Annotated in this window: 13 protein-coding genes; 11 read left to right on the top strand and 2 right to left on the bottom strand. The window is 40.2% G+C overall.

Features of this window, described 5'->3' with window-relative positions:
- Positions 1 to 32 precede the first annotated feature (32 nt).
- The 5 genes from R8N23_RS14800 (at position 33) to R8N23_RS14780 (ending at position 8,196) form a co-directional block, all read left to right on the top strand.
- A complete protein-coding gene (locus tag R8N23_RS14800) occupies positions 33 to 2,762 on the top strand; it encodes a hypothetical protein (RefSeq protein WP_318172388.1) in 2,730 nt (909 codons plus the stop codon).
- A 36-nt stretch (positions 2,763 to 2,798) separates the two neighbouring features.
- Positions 2,799 to 3,638, top strand: a complete 840-nt coding sequence (locus R8N23_RS14795) for a hypothetical protein (RefSeq protein WP_318172387.1) — start codon at positions 2,799 to 2,801, stop codon at positions 3,636 to 3,638.
- A gap of 60 nt (positions 3,639 to 3,698) precedes the next feature.
- On the top strand, positions 3,699 to 4,643 hold the full coding sequence (locus R8N23_RS14790; RefSeq protein WP_318172386.1) for a hypothetical protein: 945 nt from the start codon (positions 3,699 to 3,701) through the stop codon (positions 4,641 to 4,643).
- 30 nt (positions 4,644 to 4,673) lie between these two features.
- A complete protein-coding gene (locus tag R8N23_RS14785; protein WP_318172385.1) occupies positions 4,674 to 6,068 on the top strand; it encodes a hypothetical protein in 1,395 nt (464 codons plus the stop codon).
- A 91-nt stretch (positions 6,069 to 6,159) separates the two neighbouring features.
- Positions 6,160 to 8,196 (top strand): aldo/keto reductase, encoded by a 2,037-nt coding sequence (locus tag R8N23_RS14780; protein ID WP_318172384.1) that lies wholly within the window; start codon positions 6,160 to 6,162, stop codon positions 8,194 to 8,196.
- Positions 8,197 to 8,247: 51 nt separating this feature from the next.
- Here the strand turns inward: R8N23_RS14780 and R8N23_RS14775 are convergent, their stop codons facing one another.
- Together R8N23_RS14775 and R8N23_RS14770 are read right to left on the bottom strand one after the other, a co-directional pair.
- Positions 8,248 to 8,973 (bottom strand): hypothetical protein, encoded by a 726-nt coding sequence (locus R8N23_RS14775; protein ID WP_318172383.1) that lies wholly within the window; start codon positions 8,971 to 8,973, stop codon positions 8,248 to 8,250.
- On the bottom strand, positions 8,970 to 9,557 hold the full coding sequence (locus R8N23_RS14770; RefSeq protein ID WP_318172382.1) for a sigma-70 family RNA polymerase sigma factor: 588 nt from the start codon (positions 9,555 to 9,557) through the stop codon (positions 8,970 to 8,972). The genes R8N23_RS14775 and R8N23_RS14770 overlap by 4 nt, the downstream gene beginning before the upstream one ends.
- A 327-nt stretch (positions 9,558 to 9,884) precedes the next feature.
- Here R8N23_RS14770 and R8N23_RS14765 point away from each other — a divergent pair, with 327 nt between their 5' ends.
- The 6 genes from R8N23_RS14765 to R8N23_RS14740 all read left to right on the top strand — a co-directional run bounded on the left by R8N23_RS14765 (position 9,885) and on the right by R8N23_RS14740 (position 18,728).
- On the top strand, positions 9,885 to 11,660 hold the full coding sequence (locus R8N23_RS14765; protein ID WP_318172381.1) for a CHAT domain-containing protein: 1,776 nt from the start codon (positions 9,885 to 9,887) through the stop codon (positions 11,658 to 11,660).
- Between the two features lie 215 nt (positions 11,661 to 11,875).
- The gene (locus R8N23_RS14760) at positions 11,876 to 13,714 is read left to right on the top strand and encodes a DUF885 domain-containing protein (protein ID WP_318172380.1); all 1,839 of its coding nucleotides are present in this window, start codon (positions 11,876 to 11,878) and stop codon (positions 13,712 to 13,714) included.
- A gap of 268 nt (positions 13,715 to 13,982) precedes the next feature.
- The gene (gene fabG, locus R8N23_RS14755; protein ID WP_318172379.1) at positions 13,983 to 14,726 is read left to right on the top strand and encodes a 3-oxoacyl-ACP reductase FabG; all 744 of its coding nucleotides are present in this window, start codon (positions 13,983 to 13,985) and stop codon (positions 14,724 to 14,726) included.
- Positions 14,727 to 14,736: 10 nt separating this feature from the next.
- Positions 14,737 to 15,723, top strand: a complete 987-nt coding sequence (locus tag R8N23_RS14750; RefSeq protein WP_318172378.1) for a ketoacyl-ACP synthase III — start codon at positions 14,737 to 14,739, stop codon at positions 15,721 to 15,723.
- A gap of 22 nt (positions 15,724 to 15,745) precedes the next feature.
- A complete protein-coding gene (locus R8N23_RS14745) occupies positions 15,746 to 17,263 on the top strand; it encodes a sodium:solute symporter family transporter (RefSeq protein WP_318172377.1) in 1,518 nt (505 codons plus the stop codon).
- On the top strand, positions 17,256 to 18,728 hold the full coding sequence (locus R8N23_RS14740) for a class I adenylate-forming enzyme family protein (protein WP_318172376.1): 1,473 nt from the start codon (positions 17,256 to 17,258) through the stop codon (positions 18,726 to 18,728). Before R8N23_RS14745 ends, R8N23_RS14740 begins: the two co-directional genes overlap by 8 nt.

Genomic DNA, 18,728 nt, shown 5'->3' with positions numbered 1-18,728 from the left:
CAATACTTAATTAAAATTTTAAACATCAAATCATGAATAAGTACACAAAAGAACTACACGATTCCATCAAAAATTCTGATGAAGAATTCGTTAAGGAAAAGTACCAGTATGATCATGCCAAAAGTGCGGCTAAGCTGTCGTTATATCATGCGCATGGTGCTACGGAAAAAAATAAGAATAACCACCGAAACTATAAAACAGAACAAAAAGAGGCGCTCAAGTTGAACGATAAGGTGGTGAAGAGTACAAATAGTGCTAACAATGTCCTTAAAGCTGCGAAACAATCGCTTGTTGATTCTGGTAAAGCAACTAGCAACGTTTCAACGGCTGCTACTAATATGCAAATTTCAGCAAATGCCATCACTAAATTAGCTAGTGATGTGGCAGGCATAAATGCGGTAGTGAATGCTGCTGATCATGGCCGTTTTAAAGATAGCCTTCAGACAGCGCTTGGTAAAATAAGTGAGGCAGCTAAAAAGGCTGAAGAAGTTAGTTTGGTTTCACTACAAGCTACGATCGAAGCAGCTCAATCGACGGCCAGTACAGTGGTTAATGATGCGGAGGCAACATTGGCAGCCATAAAAGGTCTTCATTCTTCCACAGCTGGACGTTATAGCGGTCTGTCTGAAAAAACAGTTGCGTCAAATGAAGCTCTCACAGAGTCAAGACAAGTGGAGACGGCAGCGGCCGGAACTTTTGATATTGCTAAGAAGCAAGATAAAGCCATAAAGACTACTCGCCGACTGATCAATCAGGTTTCCAACAATGATTTGTTGCTTCAGGAAAAAGTGGATGAGGACTATGACGAAAGGGATGAAAACCTTCTTGACGATTGGCCACTGATAGGACCTGGTAAGTCTTACACTATACAGTTCAATAAGTTCAAGAACGAAGACAAACTGAAGGCCTATAGAATGGTTATGGTAAAAAAAGATGCTGCCAACGCATTTGATATCAATCTGGCCAGAGAGATGGAAGTGGGTACCTATCATGAAATCACACCAGATGGAGCTGATATCTATAGACGAAGGTTTTATTTACTTGGTACCGATCAAGCCAGAATTCCAATTTTACCTGACTTTTCGGAACAAAAGACCAGCAATACTAAAGCATCGGGACCTTTTTGCGATGAGCAAAACGTAAGAGGAATTGCTGTCGACTATAAGGGAAGGCCGATAGAACAGGGAGAGTATTACGTAGCTTTCATATTTGCTATATATCGTGATACAACAGAAAACAGAGTCAATGGTCTGGACTATTATTTGTCTCTGCCATCGAGAGAATTGATACTTCAAAAGAGACCTTATCGAGTGAAGAAGTATGACGATGAATTGAAGGTCTACACGCCATTCTTTGATTCGAGAAATTTTGAAGTTTCCTTCAAAGTTGATTATGAAAAATATAATCCAGACAAGGAAGAGTTTCGCATTTTGATGGTGGAAGCTGATAACGTTAAGGCCAATAGAATCAATAGGCATATTGACCATCTGGCAGCTCAAATGGATAAGGCTGAGTATGAATACAATACAGCCAACAACAAGCTAAATGAAATGCTCTCAGAACTTCAGGCTACCAAGGCAAAATTTGATCATTTGGCGCAGCGGGTGACGAGTCTGGAGACAGCTTTAGAAACTGAGAAGGACCCAACTGTAAAAAAGAGACTGAAAAAGCAAATTAAAGAATACCAGGGTGAGCGTGATGACACTTTGGAGTATCAGGAGCAATTGACGACTGAGATTTATACTCCGAAAACTGGCCAGGAAGCTATTACGGATGAGAAGAAAATAACTTATCAGAAGCTCCAGCAGCAAGAATTGGAAGCAAGCAAGGATAAGAAAAGCGACTTTATTTTTGATTCTGATCTAATGGGAGTAATTCAGAAGGGTAATTATTATACTGCGACTCCTTTTAAGTGGGACCATATTTCGGCCGATATTCAAAAAAGAGAAGCGGTCGAAAGACTATCATTGGCGAAGTTGAAACTGGATGATTTCTTAAGGAGATTCTTTAATGCTGAAACCAGTGTAAATCAAGAGCAAGCTCAATTCGAGAAAGCTGAGGCCAAGTTAGCGGATAAGGTAGTTGAATTTAATCGAATAGAGAAAGCACTTCAAGATGCTGAGCTTCAAGTCCTTAAGGATAAGGAAAAGAAGAAGACTAAGGAGAGTGAAAAAGAGAACGATGAGATCGACCTCGAAGCAATGATTATTCTCTTAAGAGAGGCAAATCTTGAGGTAGAAGAAGCTCAGGACGAGGTTTATCTCGCTCAAATTGCACTGGATTTAGCTAAAAAGGAAGCCAAAAAAATCAAAGACGATGTGAGCACTTTGACGGCTTATTCCAAAGCAATATTTAACAAAAACAGATCTGAGTTGATTTTTCACTTTGCTGAGCAATACGGTTCCGAAAAAATTGACACGGAGGATCAGCCCCAGGATATTTTGTTCTTTACAGAGCTACTTGAGGATGCAACAGATAATTATGGTGAACCGCTTCAGTTCAATGAGCTATATCTGTCAAAAGTAGCACTCCAAATTTTAGCAGATAGTAGTGACTTCTTGAGTGAAAAGGAACGCATAGATCAGATTTATCAGAAGCTTCACCCTGAATTTATTAGAAAGCACTATGCGAAATCTTCAATTCAGTATCAGGCAGTGGTCTACACTGCCATCAAGTCATCAGACCCTGAGGATAAGAATAAGTACAAGGATGTGCATTCTAAGTATGCTGATCCAAACGCACTTTACGGTGTAGTTGAATAATTGTCAATTTTAATCAATTCTAAAAAAAAGAAAATTATGAAAACAACAGGTATGACTGAGCTCAAACCATTGAGCAGTTTTAAAAAGGCGTTTGACGATGTGACAGCACAGAAAACCGAGCGAATCGGTAAGCTGAAACGCATGGTTGAGGATGCCAAAAAAGTATTGGCGGATGCGGAGGCGACCTATCAGTCCTTTGAATCAAAAAACGAATTGTTTCAGAATTTGCTAGGCGAAGCTGGCAACCGGCTGACTGAAATGACCGCTCAAGATAATCTGGCAGTGGATGCTAGTCAAAAGGTAAAGTCTTTGAATAACACTGCACAGGTCGCTATTTCTACTGCGAACGATACATATGCAGATACAAAGAAGATGCTAAAATCAGTGCAACAAGTGGTACAAATGACGCTGGCGGCCGCAATTGATATTAGTGCCTTAGCAGAGACCATAATGAGCGCAAAATCCTCTAACCCTTTGATCTCTTCACAACTAGTGGAAGAAGCTTCTAATGCAGCAAATGATGCTAGTAAGGCAGTGTCGCTCATAGTGAATACACTGACCTCTTCATTTAATGCATTATCAACAGCCAATCAAGCCAGCAATACGGCCGAGATTGTTCAGATAGAGCTGAACTACCTAATTGATGAAATGGTATCTCAAACTGGAATAGGGGATGATATAAATATCAACGCGATTGATGCCGTGGTGAAGGAGTATTATCAAGGAGCGAGAGATGTGGAGAAGAGAGCTCAACAAAGCGCGGATGATGCAGAACAACAAATGCTTAAAGCTAAGAATGACTTAACTCGAGCAAATGCAAATCTGCTGAACACCGAGGCTGCCCTCCATGCCGCAGAAGCTGCTGTAGGAAGCTAATTTTAAATCATTATATAAGGTCTTTCCTTTTTTTAGGAAGGACCTTAATAAACTTTCGGTATGAAAAATTTAGCACATCTGTATAGAGCACTTTTTCGAAAAACTAATGGTTTTGTGTTAAACTGGCCATTGGGTAACCATATGAAGATCGGTGATTTTTTTGCCATACGTCCACGTAGCATTGATGTGGTTGGCAACATTTATGAGCGATACTTTGAACTAGATATAAAGGATACTTTTGCTGATGACATCTATCGCTTCTCTTCACCAGTACTAGAACCATTTGTTGAAAAAAATGATTCGCTATGGGAAGTTTTCTACCCGCCTAAGGATCATTGGCAGCTATTAAGCAATTGTTATAGCGATTACAAGAGCAACAAAATGCTTGAAGCTCATAAGCGGAAAATTATTGCTCCGGATGTTAATCAGTTTGCTACTCAGATGAGAGGAAAAGGGAGTTTTTTCTTTGATGCCAATAATGTTCATCATTATAGGATGCCACATTTCAAGGAAATACATAAAGAGGTGATACGCAGATTAACCACAGAATTTTTTAACTATCATAAAATCTTCCTGGTAACTGACGTGGCGTTAGTCAAGGATTTCTCTATGGGAATATCAAGGGAAGATAGTGCTTCTTTGATCGTTTCCATGGACGATTTTTTTGATGGTACTATTTTGGACTTACTTTCCTCGGATGTTCCCTATACGGTGGAACGTGTCGAGGGTGTAGAGCACCTAAGACTTCAAAAACCCGGAGGAGCTATTGCATTTAAGGCAAAAAAATTAGACCTATCACTAAAGGCACGTGAGGTTTTGATTCGGGAAATCTATAATTCCGCAGATAAAAACATTCAGAAATATGCCACCGAACTAATGAATAATGAACTCTTTCATTTATTTCCAAAAATAGAGATCAACCCCGGCAATGCTAACGATTTTTTTGAGTGGAGCGATCTCACACTTGAAGACGTCGAGTACTTTTTGGAGGTTGACGAGATGTAATTAATAAATAAAAATCAAACCATAAATTAAATGTACCAAGCTAACCGAAAACTAACCTATTTGACATCAATCATACTGTTTACAGCTATATTGATCAGTTGTAAAACAACGGCGCCGACTGAGAGTCTAGATCTTGTCGGAACTCCTATGCTTATGACTAGTCCAAGTGCTACAAGTACTAGCTGGGTAATTAACGACTATCAGGTCAGCGTCAATCAAGATCCTTTCTTCGCCAAAGGCGTGAGTTACTCTCCGGTTCCATGGGGTAGTTGTTCCGCTTTTAATCCCTATGGCGATTTCACGATCAATACCTGGCGTTCTATTTGGAAGAGAGATTTGGGTCTAATGAGAGTGAATGGAGTAAACCTGCTAAAAACTTACAATACACTTGATTCAATACAGCTAGTAGAGGCAGGCAATCCATCTACCTGGGATCACAATCATGAGGAGTTTCTTAAGGCTTGTTGGAACAATGGAACCAATCCAATTTATGTGTTGATGGGCTATGCCCCTCCAAAAAACGATGCCGCAATTTTTCTTTCAGCCAATTGGAATGATGCAGGGAATGTGGCTAAGCGTGCTCTGGTAAAAACTGGCTTAATTGATTTAGCTAAATCTTGGGGTCAGTATCCTGCCGTGATGGGTTTTGTGATGGCCAATGAAATTAATTCTAGCGACGCTATTAACAACTCTAAGTTTTTCACCTATTGGAATGATGTTGCGGATACACTCAACAAAATTGCTCCAGGAAAATTAGTCACTCTGGCTAATGTAGATGATGGTATGAATACAGTTAATTCAGGTAATCAATACATGACAGCTTCAAACTTTTTCTGGAGCTACAATTCCTATAGAGGCAACTGGACTAACTCCAATGGTTTTGATGTATTGTTCTCCGCCTATGAAACGGCAACCAGCGGAAGTAAAAAGCCTTTGATGCTTACGGAGTGGGGAGCTCCTGCTTCTACTCATAATGCTTCAGGGAATATTGTAGATATGGATAGCACCCAAATGGCTAATTTGGTAACCTATGTTAAGGGGCACTATAAAAACATGAGAGACAATTGTTCGGATTCTTCGGGTTCCTGTATTGGGGGTGCTTTTTTCGAATGGTCTGATGAATTATGGAAGGCTGATCCAGTAGGGTTGGAGTGCAATCAGGCAGGAGCAGCACCTTCATGCCATACGGGCATTTGGGATCCAGGACCAAATGATTCTATCCAGTCTGTATTTCCTGGTCAGTATTGGGATGAAGAAGGTTTTGGTCTATTCGCCATACAGCCGGTTGACACAGCTACGAGAGTACCGGTTAATTCAGGTGGATGTCTAGGACCTTGGGATCCTGGCACAAATAGTCCATATAAGCCAGATGATTTGTCTGTCAGGCCACATGCTAGTGCCTTGTTTAGCCTATTTCAACAATAAGGTTCACTGGGGAGAAAGCTGTCAGTGTGAATATCATGAGATGAGTTGATTCACGGACTGGTGCGATTTTTTATGCAATGAATAAAATTTATTGAACAGCAAGAATAAACATATAAACAATCGTAGTAGTTCTAATCGATCTGTGGCACAAGATGTAGCGCAGCGCAAGCCTAATAATACAGGTTTGCCTGGTAATCTTAAAATGGGTATCGAAAGGCTATCCGGTTATTCTATGGATGACGTCAAGGTCCATTACAACTCACCCAAACCTGCCCAGCTCAATGCTCACGCCTATGCTCAAGGCAATAATATTCATATGGCCTCTGGGCAGGAAAAACATCTTCCTCATGAAGCCTGGCATGTGGTTCAGCAAAAGCAGGGAAGGGTGAAACCTACGGTTCAACTCAAATCAAGAGTTAATATTAATGACGACCCTGTTATGGAAAAAGAGGCCGATGAAATGGGGGCAAAAGCCTGGCATGCTTCAAATATGGCAATATCCAGTAGGGATAATTTGACTCCCTATCAATACAAACGAAGATCGGGAGATGATACTGTCCAACTTCAGCAAATAGAGAAGGCCGTCACCGGAATTACTCATTTGGTTAGGTTAGTCAATGGATCCTTGTATAGTAAAGACTTTCAAGCTAACGAAGTGGCTACCGTGGGAAGAGGGGACAAGGTAGTTATAGACACGGATACAAGATATCGTTCAAGAAGAGGTCCAAATCAAGAAGCGCACGCCAGTACAGATGAGCATGGACCGCAGCACTACCTCTGGTATAAAGTACTTTCCTGTAATCGGAAACCCTGTGGTCATAACATTTACATACGAGAGGATACAATGACTCATCCGCAACAATCTTCAGCGATGAAGCATCCTCTGCAAGGTACTGTACATGGTACGGATAAAGCATCAAAAAATGAAATCAGGGATGCTTATCTGGAAGGACAGAGGGATTTTGACTGCGCATATAGCTATCACGATGGTCAGACCTATCATTTATTCAGGTCATTTCCGATCAACAAAGGAGCCGTTAGAATAATTTATAAATTCAAATGGGGCGAATTATCCGGTGCTGAAAAAGAAATTGAAAGACTATTTCGAACACCTGGTGTTATCATTCATACTATCATGTTACACGAATTGCCACAGAATGGTTTAAAGAAGTCGCTCAAACAACTGTCCTTTCTTGGGAAAATGTATCATTGTCACATAGGTCTCAGCAACGTCGATATTACGTCTCTGAATCTTGAAACTGATTTGCCAAATATTGAGAAGCAGCTTCGACATTTTGGCGTGCATCTTTCAGTAGTGGAAAACAGGATGAACCCTGTTGTGCCAGATGTCGCAGTGAGAAAATACTGTCTGCAGCATGGCATTAAATACATTGCCTATGGCTTGTCAGGTCCTTCACAAGGTGGTGGAACCTGCGGTCTGGTGCCAAGTGCCAGTACAGGTGACTATGTATATTTAAAAGATCCGGAGATTGAGCACCTTAGTAAAGAATTAGGTATTTCACCAGATCAGTTTAGATATGTGGTACATAGATGGGCTAGAAGAAGTCATGTAAGCGTTATAGCGCGAAGTAGCGACCAGACTCGTCGGGCAGCAAATAGACGGGATATTCATACGGCAATTGAACCGACGCGTGCTATGGATTATTTTGCACCAACTGACAGTCCAATATACAAGCCTTTTGAGACTTATTTGCTTAGGCAAGGTATTGGCAAGGCAGAGATAAATCAGTTGCCCACATATATTGAAGCTAAGTGGCTTGATACCTACTATAAGCATGTTGTGGTGGGTCTGGGCGAAGATCCCCTTCTTGAGTTGTTAAAGCAATTCGGCAAACTAAAAAGTGCCCAAGGTCGTAATCATTGGAAGGATGTAACTGAAATGAGAGAATGGGTGACCAAGGTACTGACCCCAGGACTTCCAAAACAAGCTACAGCGATCCACTTGTTTGAACTGGCTCCTACTATTCTTAATTCTGATTTATTTAGCATAATTGAATCTGCTCAAGTCTTAGGAAAGATCCCGAAGGGTGAAGAGGTTACACTGCAGAGAGGTCAGGATTATACTACTTATGTTTCAGATGGTGAAGGGAATTTCACTCAGGCCTGATCTATTTCACGGCTTGTCAGCTATACAAAAAAATATGAGCGTTTCTTGGAACTACCTCAAGTCATCAGCCATTGCTTTTACCTGTGGGTCAGTGATCTGTCTATAGTGATATTGTACATGTTCATCATTAGTAGTAAGGCTGTCTGATTGATACAAAATCATAAGATACAGGTGGCTCTGGTCTTTGAAAATGTTGTCTTGATTTTCGGATTGTTCTATAAGGATTGATTCAGCATTTTTAAAGTTTTGCAAGGCCATATGGCTTACGCCACATAGAAATTGAGCAGTGTAATTGAGAGAATCTTTCTTTATTACAGACTCAAAAGCTTCTATGGCTTCAGCATATCGTCTTTCGTCATATCGAATAAGTCCTATCATTAAATCCTCATCCAATACAGTAACATCACCCCTTAGTAATCCAGGAGCTTTATAGGGGACAAAATTCTTCTCGAAAAAATCATCCGGAGATAGGTCAAAGTGAGTTTTCCAGACAAAGGTGCTTATTAATAATACCAGTAGGGCGGCAGCCCAGCCTAAAGGCCAGCTTTTTCTATTAGGCTTTTGAAAGTACTCTGATTCGGCTTTCTCTACTAAATCCTTGAAAATGGAATAATCACTATGTTGACTCAGTGCTTCTCTAAGCTCAATTTCTAAAGTCAGTTCTCTTTGCATTAGCTCGTTCGATTCTAGTTCTTGCTCGAATTTCCTTAATGCAATACCATCGAGTTGGTTTTTCAGGTACCGCTCATACAACTCGTGTCGATCTTTTTTGTTCATAGACTTACTAGTAGTTGATATTCAGGGTCACATTCGATAGCCTTGACCAGACTTTCTTTACAATTGAACTTTCTTTTTTTTGTATATGATACGCTCGCGAAACCAAAGTGCTCAGTGATGCTTTTCATGTCAATCCCATTTAAAAACATTTTGAGAAGTTCCTGGCACTTAATACTGATTTCGCTAAACTTCCTGAGATAAAACTTATACCTCTCCATTTTGAGCACCGCATCCTCGATCTCTTCTTGAGCGATATGCATAAAATCTTCTTCTAGTGTTACGGTATTTTTTTTTCTATCCCTTAACCTTTTTTTCCAAATGTTATTACTAACAGCATTTAGATAAGTTTGAAATTTGCAGGTGAGTTCAAAGTCTGCATTCGATACGTTTTGAAAGATAGCCATAATCGCATCTTGAAATACGTCTTTGGCATCGTCTTCGGATCCGGAATTTTTTAGGATATGATTTCTGACGTGTGGAAAGTATTCATTATAGATATGGTTGAGCGTCTTTTTCTGTCCTTCTCGTAAACCGTCAATTATGTTGTTATCAGAGTTTTTTCTTCTAAATTCAATACTTATCATTAGAATATTTCAAAAAATGTTAGGTTGATTTTTTAGTAAAGTGATATTAATGGTTTCCGCTTTAATTACAAACATTAATTGTTTAAATTAAGAAAAAGGTAATCCAATAAACCAAGCCTAACCACCATGTATTTACCACCTAATCGTGGGGTAGAATCCTTTACCCTAAGCGCAATACCTATCACTTTTTTTTGTAAGAAAGTCATGCCTCTTATGATCGTTATGCTGGTCATATATTCAAAGGGATATTCAGTCAATTTTGAAAATTCGGATATTGAATTGATCCATGTTTTACGGAATTGGGAGAGGGATAAAACCTTAGAGAAGGTGATACACTTTCACGATAGTTCTGCTTTGCCTTCGACCATATTTTCAGAATTTCTTTTAGGTATTCAAAATAGGATTGAGAATTTACGAATGAATAATGTCAATCAGGTCAGTTTGGTGTCTAATGCTGAACTAATATCTTTAGAGGAAAAAGTGCAAAGAGACCTATTTATTTTGTATGAATACCCTTCTTTGTGTGATGAAAGATTTGAATATATAGTTGGCTATAGAATGCTATGCTTAAGGTTAAATTATCTAAAGCTAAAACTAAAGATCTTATTGGATCCTAATAAGGAGCAAATCGCTTCAGTAGCTGAGATCAATGATCAAATTAAGGCAACCCTATACTATTTAAATGGTGCGTTTTCATCTGGGCTAATTAACTCTTATCGAAAAAACCACATTTCGAGTACATATCAGTTGCTAGAAGCTACTCTTGAGCATTTAAGTAATCAATCAGTCGATGAATCTAATACTGACTTGATTCAGAGGGCTTTTTTAATCAGCCGAGCTGGAGAGCTTCAAAATAATCAGAGCCTGTTGAGTTCAGGTTCAATGAGATCAATTATTGTTTCTGGTTTGCTTAAAAAAATAGAACCATTGGAAAAAAACTTGTATTCAGGCAATCTGAGTAACAAAAAGTGGAAAGAGTGTTTTTTGGTGAGAAACAACCTTCGATCTCAATATCTTAAAATTTTAAATACTTCTTTCAATAAGAAAAAGGCTCCATTATTCAGATCAAACCCCGCAGAATCACGAATGGTTTTTCTTGAAGGACAGGATTTTATATTTCAATTTTTTTGGCAGGGAGAGAAAAAAGTACTTACAAAACATCCCAAAGAAATACTGCTTAGAAAGCTTCTGGATACTAATGACAAAATTCAAGATGCGGAATCCGTTTACGTCGGATCTAAAAATAATTTTACTCAGTTGAAATCGAACTTAGAAGACTTGTATTCCACGTTCTTCGTTAATGCTGTAAAGCCTGGGAATAGGCTTGTCATAGACGCTGATGGTATACTAAATGATCTGCCTTTTGAGGCTCTTGTAAATAAGGGTAAATACCTTATCGATGAAATTGATGTGGTGTATTCGCGAATTGATATGGGACGTTTGGAAATAATAGAAACGGATCCAAAAGTATTTTCTCTACATGGGAACTATAAGAATGAGAAGCTTTTTTTGTCCGGAGCACAAAGAGAAGGGTTTCAGACAACTTTGAAAAAAATGGATAGGACTGAATCGTCGATTTGGCATATTGCTACCCATCAGGTTTTGGATAATCAGAAAGATCCAGTATTGCTATTGTCTGATTTAGATTCGATGAGGAGATTGGATTTTTTTGATTTTTACAAAGCTGGAGGACTTCCCACTCAGATGGTTCTTACCTCTTGTGAAAGTTTAGTTGGTTACCCTGTTAATGGTGAATTATCAAAGAGTTTTGGGGCAAGAGCAATTGAGGTGGGTGTGCAAAGTTTAATTGGGAGCCTATGGTCCATTGATGACTTGAGTACGATGAAAATTATAAACGAATATTTTAAAAATGTGAAGGACGGAAACCGTAGTTCTAGTGCCCTCAATAATGCGAAAAGAGATTTTTTGGCTGTTGGTGACAGTTTTAATAAACACCCTTTTTTTTGGTCTGCTCTTGTTCACTATGGGCATGATATAAGACTCAAAGCTCACCAGCCATATTTGATGGTTAATATTGGTATTGGTTTGATTTTGTTAGCACTAGGTTGCTTTTCCAAATATGAGATAACTTTAACTACTTAGCTAGGTTTATCACAAACAGTTGCGTGCACAGCTAAGTATATGATTGAACCGGTGAAGCGATTTGTGAAGGACGAATTTTGCTTATATGAATGAACAATACATGCTATAAGTGAATTTCGAGAAATTCACAATACTCTCTAGTATTAAGTTGTTTGAATACCCAACGGTTATAATTAATTTGGCTACTTATATTTTAAACATTTAATCACACCCAAATGAAAGTTTTCAAGTATCTAGTTCTAATATGTTCAGCCTTAGGATTCCTTTTTCTAACAGCCTGCCAAACCAATGAATCAACTTCGACAACCGAACCAGAACTAGTGTCGGTTGACAGTCTTTTCGATGCTTATCATCAGTTCAAACTAAGGATCAACCCAATAGAAGCTACCAATGCTGGATTAGAAGGATATAATGATAAGCTTGTGAATTATATCGATGCTGAAGTGCAGGCGGACATGGTAGCTAGCTACAGTGCCTTTTTACAAGCCATCTCGGATATAGATCCCAATACTTTATCCGAAGCAGATCAGATGAGTATTCAAGTCATGGAGTGGGATTGCAAATTAAAAAAGGAAGGATTGGAAAATACTATGGTATCTGTGGCCTCGCCGCTGTTTGATTTGCCTAATATCAATTACTTGCCGATCAATCAGATTTTTTCCTTTCATCTCTATTTTACTACGTTCGCGGATGTAGGAGGGGCTCAGCCTTTTGATACAGTCGAAGATTATGATAATTGGTACAAACGCGTAAAGGCTTTCATTCCATGGCTGCAAACTGCACAGGCCAATATGAGGGAAGGAATGGTGCAAGGCGTAGTGTTACCAAAAGCTATTATTAAAAAAGTGATCGGTCAGATGGATCAATTCACCAATCCTATCATCGAAGACCATGTATTCTATGCCGCAGTGAAGAATATGTCTGATAGTATCCCTATGGAGGATCGAGCAAGAATTGAATCTGATTTTCAGAGTTTATTGACGAACGAATTGATCCCTGCTTATCAATCACTTGATACTTTTTTGAATGAAGAATACTTTCAGGCAGGCACAGAGACGGCAGGTATCGGCGCATTGCCGAACGGACAGGAAACCTATCAGTATTTAGTGAAATATCATACCACTACTAATATGACGCCTGATGAGATCTTCGAATTGGGGAAAAGTGAAGTAGCCAGAATCCGTGCGGAAATGGAAATGGTGAAAGAAGAAATCGGATTCGAGGGAGACTTGAAAGCTTTCTTTGATCATGTGCGTACCAGCAAAGAACAAATGCCATTTACAGATCCACAGCAGGTGATCGACAACTTCAATGCTATTCATGAGCGCATGAAGCCTAATCTCAATAAGCTTTTTGATTTGACTCCTAAGTCACCATTTGAAGTGAGAAGAACACAAGCATTCAGAGAGGCTTCGGCTAGTGCGGAGTACAATGCAGGATCTAAAGATGGTTCTCGGCCGGGCATCTTTTATGTGCCTATTCCAGACGTGACCAAATACAACAAGTATTCCGATGAAGCTCTGTTTTTACATGAAGCTATACCGGGTCACCACTATCAGTTGTCGCTCCAGCAGGAGAATGAAAGTCTGCCAGGATTCCTGCACACCGAAGGTATGGGCGTGTATGTAGAAGGATGGGCCCTATACACGGAATCACTGGGTAAGGAACTTGGTTTGTACACCGATCCTTATCAGTACTTTGGTATGTTGAGCATGGAGATCCACCGTGCCATTCGTCTGGTAGTGGACGCTGGGATGCATGCCAAAGGCTGGAGCAGAGAGCAAGCCATTGAATACTCCATGGCTAATGAAGCAGCTTCTGAAGCTTCTATCATTTCAGAAATTGAAAGGTATATGGTTGGACCTGGACAAGCACTGTCATATAAAATAGGGCAGTTGAAAATCAGGGAGCTGAGAACCAGAGCAGAAAAAGCCTTGGGTGATCAATTCGATATCAAAGTATTTCATAATCAGGTCTTGGGATCTGGTAGTTTGCCGTTGGTGGTTTTGGAAGCCAAGATTGACCGATGGATTGCTAGTGTTGCTGCTGAGTAAAATGAGGTACAGATATAGTTAACCTATTTGTAGAGGTTTGATTTTGTAAAAGTCAAACCTCTATTTATTTGTGTTAAAGTACTTAAAATGAATTAGTTATAATTTTATGTTCTTTTAAATCATTCAATAGTCAAGCCTTGAATTGATCTTTTTTGTCCTAAAAGTCTAGGGTCTAAGTATATTTTTACGAAGCATGAATGAACAAGGAAATGTTTTCAACTTTTCTTGCTTCACAAAAAAACAGAGTAAAACTAGGCGAATAAGACATATGAATAAACTTAAAGATCGCGTGGCGATCGTCACGGGAGGATCCGCAGGAATAGGCAAGGCAGCAGTATTGAAGTTAGCAGATGAAGGTGCTAAAATTGCCATATGGGATATCAATGAAGAAGCCGGTAATCAACTGGCGCATGAATTATCAGATCGAAGCATCCAAGCCATTTTTCAAAAAGTCGATACGGCGGATCATCAAGCCACTATACAGGCCGCTGACGAAGTTATCCATCAGCTAGGAAGAATTGATATCTTGATCAATAATGCAGGGATCACGCGAGATGCCACGATCAAAAAGATGAGTATCGAGCAATGGGAGCAAGTCATTTCTGTCAATCTCACAGGCGTGTTCAATTGCATTAAGGCTGCCACGCCAAATATGATGGAGAATAATTTCGGTCGAATTATCAATACCTCTTCTGTTGTAGGTCTTTACGGAAATTTCGGACAAACAAACTATGCCGCTACCAAGTCAGGCGTGATAGGGATGACCAAGACATTGGCCAAAGAATTGGGCAAACATTCCATTACCGTCAATGCTGTAGCACCAGGTTTTATAGCGACGGATATGGTGAAGGCGATGCCTGAAAAAGTGATAGAAATGATGGTGTCCAAGACCCCACTTGGTCGACTAGGCGAACCGGATGATATTGCCAATGCCTATGCCTTTTTAGCTTCTGACGAGGCCTCATTTATCAGTGGCTCTGTATTGAGTGTAGACGGCGCTGTAACCCTATAACCTAACAAGTATGAACAGAGCACAAATAACAGGAATTGGTGCGCATGTACCTGCCAGAGAAATTCCAAACAGCTATTTCAACGAAACCCTTGGAGAAGATGTAGATGCTTGGCTAAGAGAAAATGTGAATATCACCAAGAGATATTGGTGCAACGAAAAGGAGTCAGTAGCAGACCTTTGTGAAGTAGCAGCTAAGAAAGCGTTGGCGGATGCTGGAATAGAACCAGATCAGATTGATCTTTTGGTGATTTCGACTGATACGCCGGAGTTCATTTCACCTTCAACTGCCTCAGTTATTCAAGATCGAATGGGTTTAAAAAATGCAGGAACTTTTGATTTGAATACAGCATGTGCTGGTTTTGTTACGGCCATGGATGTAGCTGCAAAGTACATCAGCGCAGATGATCGCTATAAGCATATTTTGGTAATTGGTGGATATGCGATGAGCAAGTATCTAAATCAAAAAGACAAGAAAACTGTCACCCTGTTTGCGGATGGGGCAGGTGCTGTGGTTATGTCTGCTCAGCAAGGGGATGCTGGATGGCTGACTAGCGATCTGCAAACCAAAGGAGAGTACAACGGATGGATGGGGATTTATGGCGGAGCCACTCATCAGCCAACTACAGCAGAAGTGCTGGCAAATCATGATCATCAATTGAAATTTGTGCATAGGTTCCCTAAAGAATTGAACCCGAAAATGTGGACTGAAATGGCACTAGATATTTGCAAGAGGTTGGGCAAGGAGCCAGACGATTTTGACCATTTCTTCATCACTCAATTGAATTTTAATTCTATTAATGAAACCATGGACAACCTGGGCGTATGCAGAGAAAAGGCACATATGGTGATGGATCAATATGGATACACAGGATCAGCTTGTATTCCAATGGCGTTGGAAGATGCCTATAAAAACAAGAAATTGAAAAAGGGTGATTTGCTGATGTTTATCGGCTCAGGTGGAGGCCTGGCATTTGCTGCGGCAGCTGTACAGTACTAATTTTAGGTTTAAAGATTAAGCAATGAATAACCTCGCTTCCCCTGAGCAGATAACTGCGACCTGGATAGTGATCATTATTTATATGGTCGCTATACTTTTGTTTGTTGTCCGCGGAGCGCTCAGGATTAAGAGCATGTCGGACTATGCTGTGGGCAACATCACTTTTTCGCCGACAGCCGTAGGCTTGGCTTTGGCTGCCTCCATGACCAGTGCCGCTACATTCATCATCAATCCTGGTTTTATTGCATTATATGGTTTGAGCGGTGTTTTGTCTTTTGGCATCGTTATGCCACTAGCCATTTTTGGCTCATTAATTTTCATGACCAAAGGGTTTAGAAAGTATGGTGCGAATGTGAAGGCGCTCACCATGGCCCAGTGGATGGGCAAGATGTACAACAGCAAGGCGTATGCCTTGTTTTTTGCTTTTGTTTCCTTGCTCTTGATCACGTTTATCGTTTTGATTTGTGTGGGACTCACGCAGGTGTTATCCAACTCTTTGAACGCCGATCCGGTAATGGTACTGGCTAGTGTCATCATTTTTGTTTTTGGATACATGATGTTTGGGGGAGCCAACTCCATGGTTTATACCAATTCTATTCAAGCAGTTTTAATGTTTGTGGTGGCCGTTATTCTCCTTTCTTCTGGTACATCATATTTCGAAAATGGGGTTTCTGGATTTATGAATCAATTGAAATCCATAGGGCCAAATTACGCGAGCTGGACAGATCCTGACAGTCTCTTCTTTAGAGACTTTTTTGAGATAATATTTTGCCAAACCGTGATTGGTATTGCGATAGTGTGTCAGCCTCATGTCATTACCAAATCGCTTCTGCTAAAAAATGAAAAGGATGTCAATCGCTATTTGCTTGTGGGGATATTGGTGTTGGTGGTATTCTTTCAGGTGGTTTTTGTAGGCCTGTTTGCTCGATTGTATTTTCCGGATCTCACAGTCAATGGTGCAGCAATTCCGATGGATAGTATTGTATCTACCTATGTAGTTAGTCGCTTTCCTGTATATGTAGGGATATTGGTGATTCTGGGATTGATATCGGCTGGATTGTCTACGTTAGAAGGTCTCATTCAGTCGCTGAGTTCTTCGCTTACAGGCGATCTTTTCAATCCACTATTTGGAAAACGTTTTTACAAAGCAGATCAACGAGATCGGCAAGAAATTTTAGTAAACAAGCTCATGGTTATTTTCTTGGCCGTTGTCAGTTTTGTATTGTCTTACCAGCAGTTGCTATCGCCTAATTTGAGTGTTGGCATATTTGCTCAAAACGGTGTTTACGCTTATTTTTCAGCAGCCTTTGTTCCTGTGCTTTTTGGTATGTTTATCAAGAATGTACGATTGCAGACTGTGTTTTCTGCGTCTATCACTGCGTTGGTGGTTCACTTTGCTGTGTATTATGGTCGCTTCTTGCCGTATATGAAAGAGTCTGTAAACAATCCGGGCATAGCCAGTACAATGGCCATTTTAACTTCTTTAGTGGTAGGTTTTGCGCTGCATTTTTTTACAAAGCAAAGAAATGAAAATGTATAGGAAAGATTGGATATCGAAGTGGGCTGTTTATTCGCCAGATAAGGTGGCTGTTACTGAATATGAAACCAATCAAAGTATTACCTATAAACGGCTCAATAGCCAGGCGAATTATTTATCGAGTAGGTTTTTAAATACAGGCTGTGAAGTAAATGACAGAATTCTAGTTATTGCCGAACATAGTATTGCATATGTGGCTTTGTTCTCTATGGCTCAAAAAACCGGCATTACGCTGGTACCGGTCAACTATAGACTGTCTGCCAGAGAAATAGAATATCTTATCGCAGATTCGAACCCTTCCTACCTGATTGCAGAAAAGAAATTCGACCAACTAATACCCAAATCGGCAGATACGAAACTCATCTGGATGGAGGAGCTGGTTCAAGAATTAGCATCAGCTGCAGAGACACCGTTCGAAGCTTTAGACATTGATGAAAATCACCCCTTGTTTATCTTGTATACCTCAGGTACCACTGGGTACCCCAAGGGAGCCATTTATTCTCATAAGATGCTCTTTTGGAATAGTGTAAATACCGCCCAGAGTCTAGAGCTCACATCATCAGACCATACGATATCATGTATGCCGGCTTTTCATACAGGTGGCTGGAATGTACTTTTGACGCCACTTTTACATCGTGGTGCTTCGGTAGGAATTATGAGAAAATTTGACCCTGATCTACTGCTGCAATTACTCGAAGAAGAGAAAAGTCAGTTATTCATGGGAGTGCCTACTATGCTCAAAATGATGGCCGAATCTGAGCAATTTGAAAAGGCTGATTTGAGCAATATGAGATACTTCATCGTGGGCGGTGAGGCATTGCCATTAAGCGTGATAAACACCTGGCACAGTAAAGGCGTGAAAATAAGACAAGGTTATGGATTGACGGAAGTAGGGCCAAACCTGACTTCATTACACCAGGATCATGCAGAACGAAAAATAGGCTCGATAGGGCTGCCTAATTTTTATACAGAAATCAGATTGAAATCAGCGGATGGAGAAGATGTGAAACCCGGCGAAATTGGCGAATTGTGTCTGTCGGGGCCCTTGGTTACGCCAGGATACTGGCGAAATGAGAAAGCCACGAAAGAAGCCATCCAAGACGGATGGTTTCGTACGGGCGACTTGGCAAAAATGGATAACGAAGGGTTCCTCTATATTGTAGACAGAATCAAGTGTATGTTTATCTCAGGAGGTGAAAATGTATATCCTGCAGAGGTGGAACGGGTGCTCAGACAAATGCCTGAAATAGACGAGGCAGCAGTTGTGGGTGTTGCAGATACACAATGGGGAGAAGTAGGAAAAGCTTATCTCACGGCCGCCAATGGAAGGTTGCCAGACAAGGATTTGATAACTACACATTGTGCTAAGCATATGGCCAAATTCAAAATACCTAAGCATATCGTATGGCTGGAGGAGATGCCAAAAAATGATAGCGGTAAAATCGATCGAAAAAAGCTGAAGGGATAA

Origin of the sequence: Reichenbachiella sp., from assembly GCF_033344935.1 — a bacterium.
Classification (GTDB): domain Bacteria; phylum Bacteroidota; class Bacteroidia; order Cytophagales; family Cyclobacteriaceae; genus Reichenbachiella.
The sequence above is the reverse complement of the archived record's forward strand: the minus strand, read 5'-3'. Positions and strand labels throughout refer to the sequence as shown.

What these genes read in the sequence shown, in the direction of transcription:
- R8N23_RS14800 (WP_318172388.1), top strand. Translation starts at nt 33, where the DNA reads ATGAATAAGTACACAAAAGAACTACACGATTCCATCAAAAATTCTGAT.
- R8N23_RS14795 (WP_318172387.1), top strand. Translation starts at nt 2,799, where the DNA reads ATGAAAACAACAGGTATGACTGAGCTCAAACCATTGAGCAGTTTTAAA.
- R8N23_RS14790 (WP_318172386.1), top strand. Translation starts at nt 3,699, where the DNA reads ATGAAAAATTTAGCACATCTGTATAGAGCACTTTTTCGAAAAACTAAT.
- R8N23_RS14785 (WP_318172385.1), top strand. Translation starts at nt 4,674, where the DNA reads ATGTACCAAGCTAACCGAAAACTAACCTATTTGACATCAATCATACTG.
- R8N23_RS14775 (WP_318172383.1), bottom strand. Translation starts at nt 8,973, where the DNA reads ATGAACAAAAAAGATCGACACGAGTTGTATGAGCGGTACCTGAAAAAC.
- R8N23_RS14770 (WP_318172382.1), bottom strand. Translation starts at nt 9,557, where the DNA reads ATGATAAGTATTGAATTTAGAAGAAAAAACTCTGATAACAACATAATT.
- R8N23_RS14760 (WP_318172380.1), top strand. Translation starts at nt 11,876, where the DNA reads ATGAAAGTTTTCAAGTATCTAGTTCTAATATGTTCAGCCTTAGGATTC.
- fabG (WP_318172379.1), top strand. Translation starts at nt 13,983, where the DNA reads ATGAATAAACTTAAAGATCGCGTGGCGATCGTCACGGGAGGATCCGCA.
- R8N23_RS14750 (WP_318172378.1), top strand. Translation starts at nt 14,737, where the DNA reads ATGAACAGAGCACAAATAACAGGAATTGGTGCGCATGTACCTGCCAGA.
- R8N23_RS14745 (WP_318172377.1), top strand. Translation starts at nt 15,746, where the DNA reads ATGAATAACCTCGCTTCCCCTGAGCAGATAACTGCGACCTGGATAGTG.
- R8N23_RS14740 (WP_318172376.1), top strand. Translation starts at nt 17,256, where the DNA reads ATGTATAGGAAAGATTGGATATCGAAGTGGGCTGTTTATTCGCCAGAT.